At 38.1% G+C, this 12,779-nt stretch carries 12 protein-coding genes; 4 read left to right on the top strand and 8 right to left on the bottom strand.

Annotation, left to right across the window (positions count from 1 at the left end; translation table 11 throughout):
- Positions 1–169 precede the first annotated feature (169 nt).
- Positions 170–3,172, top strand: coding sequence for a reprolysin-like metallopeptidase (locus tag ACWPWS_RS03070; RefSeq protein WP_454045452.1), 3,003 nt, complete (start codon positions 170–172; stop codon positions 3,170–3,172).
- 312 nt (positions 3,173–3,484) lie between these two features.
- Positions 3,485–4,720 carry a PKD domain-containing protein gene (locus tag ACWPWS_RS03065; protein WP_454045451.1) on the top strand — a complete coding sequence of 412 codons (1,236 nt, stop codon included), beginning with the start codon at positions 3,485–3,487 and terminating at the stop codon, positions 4,718–4,720.
- A gap of 100 nt (positions 4,721–4,820) precedes the next feature.
- Here ACWPWS_RS03065 and ACWPWS_RS03060 read toward each other — a convergent pair whose 3' ends face one another.
- The 8 genes from ACWPWS_RS03060 to ACWPWS_RS03025 form a co-directional block, all read right to left on the bottom strand.
- A complete protein-coding gene (locus ACWPWS_RS03060; protein ID WP_454045450.1) occupies positions 4,821–5,987 on the bottom strand; it encodes an iron-containing alcohol dehydrogenase in 1,167 nt (388 codons plus the stop codon).
- Between the two features lie 66 nt (positions 5,988–6,053).
- A complete protein-coding gene (locus tag ACWPWS_RS03055) occupies positions 6,054–6,929 on the bottom strand; it encodes an AraC family transcriptional regulator (RefSeq protein WP_454045449.1) in 876 nt (291 codons plus the stop codon).
- A gap of 187 nt (positions 6,930–7,116) precedes the next feature.
- Positions 7,117–7,524, bottom strand: coding sequence for a DoxX family protein (locus ACWPWS_RS03050; protein ID WP_454045448.1), 408 nt, complete (start codon positions 7,522–7,524; stop codon positions 7,117–7,119).
- Between the two features lie 63 nt (positions 7,525–7,587).
- A complete protein-coding gene (locus tag ACWPWS_RS03045) occupies positions 7,588–8,013 on the bottom strand; it encodes a hypothetical protein (RefSeq protein WP_454045447.1) in 426 nt (141 codons plus the stop codon).
- A 9-nt stretch (positions 8,014–8,022) separates the two neighbouring features.
- The gene (locus tag ACWPWS_RS03040) at positions 8,023–8,775 is read right to left on the bottom strand and encodes an SDR family oxidoreductase (RefSeq protein ID WP_209784111.1); all 753 of its coding nucleotides are present in this window, start codon (positions 8,773–8,775) and stop codon (positions 8,023–8,025) included.
- A gap of 37 nt (positions 8,776–8,812) precedes the next feature.
- A complete protein-coding gene (locus tag ACWPWS_RS03035; RefSeq protein WP_454045446.1) occupies positions 8,813–9,298 on the bottom strand; it encodes a DUF1097 domain-containing protein in 486 nt (161 codons plus the stop codon).
- 25 nt (positions 9,299–9,323) lie between these two features.
- Positions 9,324–10,064 carry an SDR family oxidoreductase gene (locus ACWPWS_RS03030; protein ID WP_454045445.1) on the bottom strand — a complete coding sequence of 247 codons (741 nt, stop codon included), beginning with the start codon at positions 10,062–10,064 and terminating at the stop codon, positions 9,324–9,326.
- A gap of 96 nt (positions 10,065–10,160) precedes the next feature.
- Positions 10,161–11,093 (bottom strand): helix-turn-helix domain-containing protein, encoded by a 933-nt coding sequence (locus ACWPWS_RS03025; RefSeq protein WP_209784107.1) that lies wholly within the window; start codon positions 11,091–11,093, stop codon positions 10,161–10,163.
- A 193-nt stretch (positions 11,094–11,286) separates the two neighbouring features.
- Between ACWPWS_RS03025 and ACWPWS_RS03020 the strand changes: the two genes are divergently transcribed.
- Positions 11,287–11,874 (top strand): TetR/AcrR family transcriptional regulator, encoded by a 588-nt coding sequence (locus ACWPWS_RS03020; RefSeq protein WP_454045444.1) that lies wholly within the window; start codon positions 11,287–11,289, stop codon positions 11,872–11,874.
- Between the two features lie 94 nt (positions 11,875–11,968).
- The gene (locus tag ACWPWS_RS03015; protein ID WP_454045443.1) at positions 11,969–12,775 is read left to right on the top strand and encodes an SDR family NAD(P)-dependent oxidoreductase; all 807 of its coding nucleotides are present in this window, start codon (positions 11,969–11,971) and stop codon (positions 12,773–12,775) included.
- Positions 12,776–12,779: the final 4 nt, after the last annotated feature.

The raw sequence follows: 12,779 nt of genomic DNA, 5'->3' as shown, positions 1-12,779 counted from the left end.
TAATACTACACTACTACTAATTTACATACAATACATACGTATTACATACTCTATATAACAAAACAACAACAAAACATTATTTGCATTACAAAATTAGCAATTACTTTTGAATACCCGAATATTATATTCATTCTTCGCAATATCACTATTTAAATACCTAATTTTTAAAATGAGAAAAACTCTATTATCATTATTTTTGATTTCAGGCTTCTGTCTTTCCAATGCACAAAGATGGGAATCCTCTTCACAGAAAGTATCTGAAATCAGAAGGGAGGTTAAAATCCAGCATGCTTACAAAACTGATATTAATATTTTAATTCAGTTATTGAAGAACGCAGAGGAAACGGGTGTAAATGCAAAAGCAGTCACAATCCAGCTGCCCACCGCAGAAGGAACTATAGAAAAGTTTGCCGTATACAGCAATCCTGTAATGGAAAAGTCACTGGCTGAAAAATATGGATTGGGATCTTACGTAGGGATAGGAATTGATGATCCTTCCAAGTATATAAGATTCAGTACATCCCCTAACGAAATACAGTCCATGATTATCAAAGATGGTGTATTTCAGTTCATTGAACCTATTACAGCAGATAAAAAGACTTATGGAGTGTTTTATAAGACGCAAAGAACAGACTCCGAACATGGCTTTACCTGTAATATGGAAGGAAGCAAAGGGCTGGATATTAAATCTTTAAAACACACCGGAAGAAATAAACTTCCCGGTATTGATATTACAGGAAGACCTGCCGCATCAAGATATAGAACCTATAGACTGGCTCTGTCTGCAACAGGTGAATACACACAGCTTTTTGGAGGGGTTGCAGGCGCTCTTGCACAGATGAATAATACCATGACCCGTGTGAATGGTGTTTTTGAAAAAGAATTTGCTATTCATTTAACGATACAAAACTTTCCTAATATCATTTTTGCTAACGCCGCTAATGATCCATATACAAATGATTTGAATGGTCAGTTACAGCAGGTCTTAACCGCTGGAGTCGGAAATGCCAATTATGATATCGGGCATGTTTTTAATGCCGCAGGAGGAAATGGAAATGCAGGGTGTATAGGCTGCATATGTACTGATCCAACAGCAGCAGAGCCGCTAGGAAAAGGTTCTGCATTTACACAAAATGGCAACCCTGTGGGAGATACCTTTGATATTGATTATGTAGCCCATGAGATGGGGCATCAGCTTGGAGGAAACCATACATTTTCTACTGTTACTGAAGGTTCAGGAGTCAATATAGAACCTGGAGGAGGTACAACGATTATGGCCTATGCAGGAATCACAGCTAATAATGTCCAGATGAATAGTGATGCCTATTTCCATTATTCATCAATAAACCAGATTTTAACCAACCTTGAAGGTAAACCAGATTGTGGAGTTGCCGAAAATATTGTAAACAATAATGCACCCGCTATTACTCCACTTATTTCCTATAATATTCCTAAAGGGACAGCATACTACCTGGATGCTAATGCTGTAGACGCAGATGGTAATCAGTTTACCTACAACTGGGAGCAATATGACAGCGTGGGCAATACCAGTTCCATCTCAGGAGACAGCGGTTGGGGTTTTAATCCTGAAGGATCACTTACACGTTCTTATCCAGCAGTGGCATCAGGGAGAAGATATTTCCCAAGTCTTCCTGTCGTAATGAGTGGTAAATTAACCGACAAAGATCGATGGGAATCTGTATCCTATATTCCAAGAGTTTTGCATTATGCTGTATCTGTAAGGGACAATAACCCGAACAGACCATTGACTATTTCAGCAGAAAATACCGTGACAGTAGGAAACGATGGCCCATTCAAATTCAAAGGTCTGAGTACTTCCTCTGTTCTGTATAATAACGCATCCAATACTATTTCATGGGATGTTGCCAATACAAACCTTGCTCCTTACAACGCTGCCAACGTAAAAATAGAATATACTACTGATGTCAATAATGGAGCAGCCTGGACAGAACTTACGGCATCAACGCCTAATGACGGAAGTTTTGAAATACAAATGCCTGCTTCCTTACAAGGGAATATCAAACTGAGAATTTCAGCCGTTGGAAATATATTCTATGCTGTTTCTCCTACAATAACTGTAGGAAGTGCACCCGCTTCTGTAAATAATGCTCCAACAGGAATCGCAGCATTTGATAATGACCTATTAAAAACATCTGCAACCGTTTCCTGGAATCATGTCCCGGGAGCCACCTATTCTGTCAATTATAGAAAAGTGGGAGCAGCCAACTGGTCTAATGCTGTCAGCCCGGTTAATTCAGTATTATTGAATAACCTTGAGGATGAAACGTCTTATGAAGTCAGCATTGCATCCGTTATTAATAATGTTGCCGGAGCATTCTCTCCTACGTATAAGTTTAAAACCAAAGGTTTACGCACAGGATATGATTACTGTCTGATGACTACAGGAGGAAACACTACAAACAGTCCCTATTTCAGCGGGATATTAAGGGTAACTTTAGCCAATGTGGATTTAGCAGGAAACGGAATTACCGTTCAGCATGCCTATAAAGACTATTCGGAAGATCCTTCAAAATTGATTCAGCTTACTCAGGGCGCTCAGTATAATCTGAACTACATTGTTTATGCCAACCGTGCGGGAGGAAATTATCAGGATTGGATACAGGTATGGATTGATTACAACAGAAACGGAGTATTTGAGGCTTCAGAAAGAATTGGTATTAACGGAGCAGCTCCGGATGCCAATAAAAGACACCAGGGAAGTTTTGCGTTTGCAGTTCCGGCCAATGCCTACAACGGAGATAAGACGTTAAGAATGAGAGTAGCAAGTGGGTTTTTCAATGCATCAGTTGATGCATGCACAAGCCCTTCTTTAGATGATAATGGTGATCTTTTCTCAAGGGGTTCGGTGTGGGATTTCTCTGTAAAGATCAGTGCTGCCCTTGGAACGAAGGAATCTGTACAGCCAACATCTGATATTGGGCTCTATCCTAACCCTGCAGATACCTTTGTAGAGGTAAAAAATATAAAAGGCAAAGCTGATTACAAAATCTACAGTGCAGACGGAAGACTTGTTCAGGAAGGGAAATTGGATGGACAAAGAATCAATGTTGCTTCACTGATCAAAGGAATGTATGTAATCACCATAAAGGATGATAAGACGACTTATAATACAAAATTAATCAAGAAATAGTTGTAATAATTAGTGTACCGTGTACCTGCTGGTCATTTGCAATACCTGCAGGTACTTTTATAAGCCACTTTTAAAATAATACAGCCCAATCAATACCTCATAATAAATCAAAAAAATCTCTAACAAAGTAAATTGACATTTTTAAAACACCTTTTAATGTTGTACCTGCAGTATAGATTGGGTTTCCTGCAGGTGCTTTTAAAAGATTTATAATAAAAAAACATTTTTAATCATCGTTTGTATTGTGTACCTGCGCTAGAAGTGGTTTTTCGCAGGTACCTTTTTTAAATAAGAATCTAAAAAACATATGATATGATAAAAAAACTACTCTTTCTGATATGTACTGGTTTTTCAGTCTTATCTTTCTGTCAGACCGATGACGTTCTGTTCATAGGAAACAGTGTTACGTATTTTAATGACATGCCTGAAATTTTCAAAAATATAGCTGCTTCTAAAGGAAAGAATGTTTCCATAACAACCCATACTCCGGGAGGAACCGGATTTGTTAATCATGTAGACGATCCTGCACTGTACCAAAAAATAAAATCAAAAAACTACAAGTATGTTATCATGCAGCCCGGTACTGGTGAATCTGCAGGTCATTCTTATCCTGTTTCCGTGACCGCAGAACGTGGCCGCAAAATCAGGGATTCCATCCGAAAATACAGCCCATGTTCCAAAATATTCTTATATGAAATTCCCTATGGAGTACCATCCGCTAATGAATATAATGTCTATTTTACTTTTCAGCAGAAAATAAAGGATTCCATTACTAAGATGTCTAACCTGATGCAGGTGGAAATGGTTCCTGCCGGAGAATCAGCAAGGCAGTATTACACTTCATCGCAGGATCTGGCTCTTCATGGATCGTATAATGATATTCATCCGGGGCCGAAAGGAAGTTACCTCGTAGCAGCTTCTATGTATTCTGCGGTTTTCCAGGATCATGTTTTCCCTTCTGCATTTTATAACGGACTGCCTCAAAACACGGCTGAAAATTTTCAGGAGATTGCTGATCAGGTCTTTTTTAATAATCCTGCACAATGGAACAGCAATGCGTTTCATCTTCATTCGGATTTTACTGCTGCAATCAATGGAACGAATGTGAATTTCACCAATCACTCCACCAATTACACTTCACTGTTATGGAACTTTGGTGATGGTACTACAAATTCCTCATCAGATCCGGCTCATCAGTATGCTTCTCCCGGAAGTTATACCGTCACCCTGACAGTTAATAAAAACACCTGTTCAGAAACATTGAGTAAGGTTATTACTATCGGTTCTCTGGGAACTGCAGATCCTGCCATTGAGTCCGGGCTTACCTTTTACCCTAATCCGGTCACCGATTTTTGTTATCTTAAAAGTAAAGGAAAAATAAAAAACATCATCATTTATGATAGGGCTCAAAGGAAGCTTGCCGACTGGAAAAACCTCTATGTTTATGATCTGAAAATAGATTTTTCAACGTATGAAAAAGGTGCTTATATGATGAGTATTCTATATGAAAATGATCGTAGGGAAAACATTAAAATCATGGTCAAATAATTAAATAACTGAAGAAAGAGAACCCAATCTGAGTTCTCTTTCTTTTTACCATACAAATAGTATGTTTATAGATATCAACACATTGAAGTGTTTTCAAATCTTATCCTGCAACAACTTCCTCTGCATATACAGCACCTTCATAACAGGCATTGTAAATTGCTTTCAGTTCCTCTAAAACAGGCACTCTCGGGTTGAAACCTGTACAAGGATCTGCTAAAGCGTTGGCTGAAATATAGTCAAGGTTTTTCTCCCAATCTTCTTTTGAAATTCCGAAATCTTTGATCGCCGAAGGATTGTTAACTTCAGAACGCAACGTCTCAATAGCCTGAGCCAGTTCTTCCGTCGTTTCTTTCCCGATAACCTTTGCAAGTTCAGGATAACGTTCTGTAGCCAGCGCATTATAACGGATCACATTCGGAAGGAAAATAGCATTGGAAGCTCCGTGAGGAATTCCGTACAACGCTCCTACCTGATGAGAAAGAGAGTGAACAATACCCAGCCATGCATTGTTGAAGGCTAAACCAGCCATAAATGATGCATCATGCATATTCTGACGAGCCTGGATATTATTAGGATTTTCCACTGCTTCTTTTAGATTGTCAAAAACAATTTCTAACCCGCCTTTAGACAAAGCATCTGCAATATTATTATCAATATTTGAAACATAAGCCTCCACGCAATGCGTCAATGCATCAAGACCTGTATTGGATGTCACATGTGCCGGCATTGAAGCGCAGATTTCCCCATCAATTATAGCAATATCCGGAGTCAATTCGTAAGAAACAACAGGATATTTTACGCCTTTTTCTCTATCTGTAATCACCGCAAGCCCCGTAGTTTCCGTTCCTGTACCACTGGTAGAAGGAATGGCAATAAACTTAGCTTTATTTCTCAAAACAGGAACTGTAAAAGGTTTGATTAAAGCATCAAATTCTACCTCAGGATATTCGTAAAATACCCACATAATTTTTGCAGCATCAATGGCGGAGCATCCTCCTAAACCGATAATCCAGTCGGGTTGGAAAGTATTCATCACCTCTGCACCTTTCAGACATGTTGCTGAAGAAGGATCCTCTTCTACTCCTTCAAAAATCTGTGTTTCGATGCCTGCCTCATGAAGGTAAGCCACTGCTTTATCAAGGGTTCCGCTTTTTCTCATGGAACTTCCTCCTGTTACAATAACTGCTTTTTTTCCTTTGATATTTTTTAATTCATCAAGACTTCCCGCACCATGGAAGACTTCACCTGCAATAAATAGTTTGCTCATTTTCTTATCTGATTTTAATGATACAAAATTAGACAAGCCTTCATAAGCCCTGTTATACAAACAGGACTACGCGTTATACATTTGCGCCAGTTCCTGCTGAAGTTCGGTGGGAGTTTCTTTGAGTTTTGCTTTTACAAATTTATTGAGAGCAGAAGGGGAATTAAAACCCAGATCAAAAGCAATTTCTTTATGGGAAAGGTCTGAAAACATCAGCTGCCGTTTAATTTCCGTTAAAATACGGTTATGTATAGCCTGAATAGCAGTCTCTCCACAATGTTTTTTGGTAATAGAGTTTAATTTTTTGGAAGTAATGGCCAGTTCTTCTGCATAATACTGAACCGTTCTGTGTAGTTTATAATGTTCATTCAACAGTTTTTTAAACCTTACGTACATAGGCTGGTCTGCTGTTTTTTCATGCAGAACCGGATGCAGTCCGTGAATCGATTCAATAAGTCCAAGAAGGACAATTTTAATGTAAAATCTGGCCTGTTCTTTTTTTATAAGAGTTGGCTGTTCGTAAATTTCTTTGATGATTGAAGTGTTGCGTAAGGTTTGTTCAAAGTCTTCCCGTGAAAGTATCGTACAGTTGAGCTGTGTAGAAAGATTAACATTATAAGTACTCAATTCATTTTTCAAAATGTCAGAACAAAAGAGTATTTCCTCAAACAGGATAATCTTCCCCATCAGATCTTCACTTGAATCCCCTACAAAATGCACCTGTTCCGGAAATATCACAGAGATTTTTCCCGCTTTTATCCAATGAATTTTATCTTCAATATACACCTGAAGTTTTCCCTGTTCTACAATAAAAATACAGAAATGATCTTTTTTGTGAGGCTTTGCATATTGATCCATGTGATCTTTAGTCAAATCAAAAACCCTGAAAGACAAGTTTTTATCTTCCTGCTTCTGAATGTTTTTTTTAATCTCCAGTTTCTTCATAGTTCCTTTTACCACAGCAAAGTTAGGATTAAAAAAGTTATACGTCTATCTGCCCTAAATAAAAAGCCCCTAAAAAGTGTCTAACTTTTTGGGGCACTTTAAATAGGAACTTTTTGTAAATTTAGAGTTAAAACGTTCTCTTATATTAATCCAGCTTATCAGCTAATGATTTGCATGGACAAATTAATCATTCTGTTTTCTTCATGAATTCATCCAGGCTGTATATCCCAGGACCGGTAAAAAACAGGAGTAAAGAGCTGCTAAAAAATAAGAGGGCAATTTTTCCTCTGAAGGTGGTTACATCTGCATGCTGAACCAAAATAAAAGCAGCCAAAGTATTGAACGCAATGACAAAAGAAGCTATTTTCGTTTTGAAACCTAATAATAAAAGTAACGCACAAAAAACATCGGAAAAAGCAGCAAACAAAAGCCCCGGTAATTTTCCTATATGCAAAGGGTCAGCAATTCTCGAGAGCATTTCAGAGAAGTGAAACAGTTTTTCATGCCCGTGATTTATATAAAGAATCATACTGATCATCATCCTGAAGAAGAATAAGCCCTTGTCTCTGTTAAAAAAAATCGTGATTTTTTTCATAGTTCATTCCATACAAACAGAAACTCCCAAACAATGTATTGAGAGAGAGTTTCTCATGAGTTTTTAATTATCTGCCTGCCCTATTTCAAGCTTGTTTATTTTCCCTTCTTTATTAAAATGGAATTTAAAATAGGCTTTAAAATCTCCGTATTTATCACTGTGGAATGCTCCATACACTGAATTCCCATTATCCTCCACTTTATCAATGCTTACGAAATTTTCAATAAGAATGGCATGGGTTGAAAATTCTTTCAGATCTCTTGGGCTACCGTCATCAAGCAACACTGCATCTTTAGCAAAAAGAGATATCCATTTTTCTATATCACTTTCCTGGAAAGCTTCAATAGCCTGTTTTACTTTTATATTTTTAATTTTCGAAGTATCCATACTCTTTATTTTTTTGTGTTGATGGTTTTGATACCGCTGTCCACAAGCATTCAGACTGCAAGCCATCATTAATACCATACTTAATAATTTAAAAATATTCATAGTAGTATTTTACTGATTAGCTCCGCCATTGACTAATAAATGCTGCCCGTTCACAAATGAAGAAAGATCACTGGCAAAGAATTCTGCAATATTGGCTACATCTTCTACTTCCGCCAGTCTTCCCATCGGACAGCTGTCAATCAGGGATTTTCTCAATTCAGGATAGCTTCCTTCTTCCGCAAAAATTCCCGAATGATCTACCGCAAAAGGAATAATTGTATTCACCGTTACCCCACGATGGCCAATTTCTTTGGACAATACATCTACCAAATATCTTGGTGTTGTTTTACTTCCGCCATACACTGCCATCCCGGGAACAGGAAAAGCTGTAGTACTTGACGCAACATAAATGATACGTCCATGGTCTTCCACATTCAGAGCTGCCTGCTGCATCGTAAAATAAGCCCCCTTGGTATTGATGGAAAAAAGTCTGTCAAACTGCTCTTCCGTGAACTGCGTTACAGGAGTTTCCACCATTTCAATTCCGGCATTGGCAACAACAATATCTATTTTCCCGAATGCTTTTTTAGCTTCATCAAAAAGATATTTTATCTCAGACACTTTGCTCACATCTGCCTGAACGGAAATAACCTTTCTTCCCATAGCCTTGATATTGCTTTCTACCTCATCTGTGGAAGCTTTATCACGGGAATAATTTAATATGATATCTGCCCCCAGCGCAGCATAACGTTCTGCAATAGCTTTTCCCAAACCTCTTCCTGAGCCGGTAATAACGGCTACTTTATTTTGTAATGAATTCATTTTTTTAAATTTTAATAATGATTTTGTGTAATAATTGTTATTGAACAGTTGATTTTGATGTCTGTCTTTCATGAATCATATCAACTACCTTATTGTTCAGCCAGGCAAATAGAAATCCTGCTAAAATGGGTATTAATAAGTTGAATACAGGCAATGGTTCCAGTGGAGGGTGAGCTCCAAACAGGATGATTAAACCAAGAAACCAGGCAGGAATATTATTCAGCTTTTTTGTTCCTGCAAAGTAGGCTAATGATCCTATGTACAGGAAAACTGCCACGGGAAAACCTAACCCTCCGATCAGCTGCTGCAATCCGCCTGCAGTAACCTGTATCAGAATCGCCATCATCATTCCCAGTACAATCTGTAAAAGTGCCCAAAGTGAGGTTTCTATCTTTTTACCGAAAATATAGAAACTGACCCAGGCTACAAACATCACCCATGTTGGCCACTGCAAAGAAAAAGAAACAGTGACAGCAACCGCTCCGAAAAATCCGAAAGCAATAGCAATTGGTAAAGTCTTCATAATGTAATAGTATTGGTGTATGATATTAAGCCATAGCCCCATTGGCTCCAATCGTTTGTCCGCTGATCCATTTGGCATCATCACCAGCCAGAAAGACCACAATTTTGGCGATATCAGCAGGTTCTCCCAAACGGTTAAAGGCATTTAAAGAAGCCAGTCTGTCTATTACTTCCTGAGGTTTTCCTTCTGTAAATAATGCAGTGTTAGTAGGTCCCGGAAGGATTGCATTCACATTGATGCCTCTGCTTCCCACTTCTTTAGCGAAAACACGGGTTAATTGTTCCACAGCTCCTTTAGTCGCTACATAGGTTCCATACGCTGGCATCATCACTCTGGTAGTTGTTGAAGAGAAATTGATAATACTTCCGTTATCAGCAAGCTTAGTGGCAGCTTCTCTCAGGGTATTGAACGTTCCTCTTACATTGATGTCAAACTGACGGGAAAAGTCTTCATCAGTAGTGTCTTTGATCAGTTTTGTAATCATAATTCCGGCATTATTTACCAATACATCAATCTTACCATAATGACTGATTGCCTGATCGAATAACTGTTTTACAGCCTCAGCATTGCTCACATCTGCCTGTATGGCAATTGCATTCCCTCCATTATCCTGTATTGATGCAACTACTTTTTCTGCAGCCTCTTTTCCGCCAGCGTAGTTAACAATAATTTTTGCTCCGGCTGAAGCCAATTGTTGTGCTATTTCAGCACCGATACCTCTTGACGCTCCGGTCACAAGGATTACTTTGTTGTTTAATGTACTCATATTACTTTGTTTTTATCAATGTTAATTTGATAGGACAAAGTTGGCACTTTACACCTCCGGAGAACGTACAAGAATTATAGCAGATGTTGCAAATTTCTAAGATTCCTTTCTGAAGTATTGTTTTCTGTACTCAACAGGGCTGATGGAAGTATGTTTTTTGAAATAATTACTGAAATGAGAGGTTTCCAGAAAGCCCAGGCGGGCAGCGATTTCTTTGATGCTGAGTCCTTCATCCTGCAGCATTACTTTTGCTTCGGTAGTCGCTTTATCTGCAATCCATGAGCTGATTGTTTTTCCGGTTTTACTGCTGATCACACTTGACAGATAGTTAACATGGAGTGACTGCAGATCTGCATAATCCTGAACTCTGAACTGGGTATTGGTTTTTCCGTTAATCAGATCCCTGAAATGCCGTTCAATATTCTGTTTAAAGTTTTTTACAATCTGAGAACTGCGGTTTCCTTCATAAATAGGATTATATTCCTGGAAGAAATATTCTTTAATTTTCAACAGTAACGCAATCACAAGAGCTCCGATAATTTTATTTTTATAGAGTGAACTTCCTCTATATTCCTTATGAATCAACGTGTATAGTTCTTCTATCTGACTAAACTGATCGGAAGTTAAAACACGCGGTGAAACCACTTCGGACAAAAGAAACGAGAAGTCATTATAGACATCATCATGTACATATTCTTTCAAAAATCCTTCTCCAAAGGTTATCAGGCAGGTATGCTCCAGTTTTTCCCATTCGAAAATCCGGTAATTGCCGGGATTGGTGAAATAAACGGTGTCTGAAGTCACTTCAAATCTCTGATCATCAATGGTATAATATCCGAATGCACTTTTAATAAATAAGAAGCTGAAATAATTAGGACGAAAAGGTTCTGAACGAAAAGGCAAATCATGGAAAGTTTCTTCCAGGTAATGAATGGTAAAGCCGGATTCTTCTTCCAGATCATCTACAGGAAGTCCCAGTTGCTGATAAAGCTCGCGCAAAGTGCGTACATTCAGATTACCGTTTGCCATTGCATTAATTTTCGGGTAAATTTAGAAATTTAATTAAAGTATAGCCATTGTAAACCCTAAAAATTATTTTCCAACATTTTCCTTCTATCAGGGGATTGAAGCGGATATTCCATCATTTTTCATAAAAAACATCAAATAAAGTTTGTTTTTATGACCAATCGGTCATATATTTGCATCATTATTGAGTCTTATCATGGCAAAAGGGGAAGAAACCAGACAGTTCATTATAGAAAAAGCAGCACCTATTTTTAATACAAAAGGGATTGCAGCTACTTCTATGAGTGATATTATGGAGGCAACCAAATTGTCTAAAGGCAGTATGTACGTCCATTTCGAGAATAAAGAGGTACTGGCCTGTGCCGCTGTGGAACATAATATGAAAATGCTAAGCGACAGACTTCAAAGAGCTTTAACACAGCATAAAACTTCTAAAGAGCAGTTATTTGCTTACATTGATTTTTTTAGTGATCCTAATCATCCTCCGGTGGTGGGAGGCTGTCCTTTATTAAATTTCGGGACGGAAGCTGATGATACCAATCCCATTGTAAAAGAAAAGGTAAACCGTTCTATTAAGCAGGGTCAGGATTTACTTTCCGGCATCATTGAGAGAGGAATTGCCAATAAAGAATTCAGAGCAGACTGGAATCCGGCAGAATTTGCAACGGTTTTATTTGCCATGCTGGAAGGTGGGCACCTGATGTCACGAATGTCCGGTACTAATGATAGAATGGAAGTTATTGGCAACAGTCTTAAAAAAATGATAGAGGAAAATGGACTATAATTTTTTTTGTCACAAATATGACCGATCGGTCATTTAATATAAAAACAACTTTTAGAAAAAGTATAATCATAACAATCAATTAAAAAACAGAACAATGTCAAAAACAGTTTTAATTACAGGTGCATCAAAAGGTTTCGGAAAAGCATGGGCAGAAGCTTTTTTAGCAAAAGGATACAAAGTAGCGGCAACAGCCAGAAATGTAGAAACCCTTCATGATTTAAAAGAAAAATATGGAGATTCTGTATTGCCTTTAACGTTAGATGTAGATAAAAGGGAAGAATCTTTAGCAGTGGTTCAGAAAGTTCATCAGCATTTTGGCAGCATCGATATTCTGATTAATAATGCAGGATATGCCTTAACGGGAGCAGTTGAAGAAACAAACGAACAGGAAGCCAGATCACAGTTCGAAACGAATTTCTTTGGAACATTATGGCTTACACAGGCCGTACTTCCTATTATGAGAGAGCAGAAGAGCGGTCATATCATTCAGGTTTCTTCAATTTTAGGATTGGCAACTTTACCTACTATGGGACTTTATAATGCTTCTAAGTTTGCATTGGAAGGATTAAGCGAAACCTTAGCTACAGAAGTGAAAAGCTTCGGTATTCATGTAACTTTGGTAGAACCTAACGGCTATGCCTCCAATATCTGGCATACAGGAATCAATACCCAAAGTAATCCGGCTTACGATGATGTGAAAAAGGCTTTCTCTGAATCTGAAACCTCATTTGGAAATGTAGAAGCAACAGCTCCTGCCCTGATAAAGTTAGCAGAAACTGAAAATCCGCCATTGCGTTTATTGCTTGGGAAAGTAGCGCTGCCATTTGTAAAACACAATTATGAGCAAAGATTAAAAGTATGGGAAGAATGGAATGATTTATCTGTAGAGGCCCACGGGTAATTTC

It is taken from the genome of Chryseobacterium sp. Marseille-Q8038, assembly GCF_965111995.1.
Note: the sequence above shows the minus strand (reverse complement) of the source record. Positions and strands in the feature narration are given on the sequence as shown.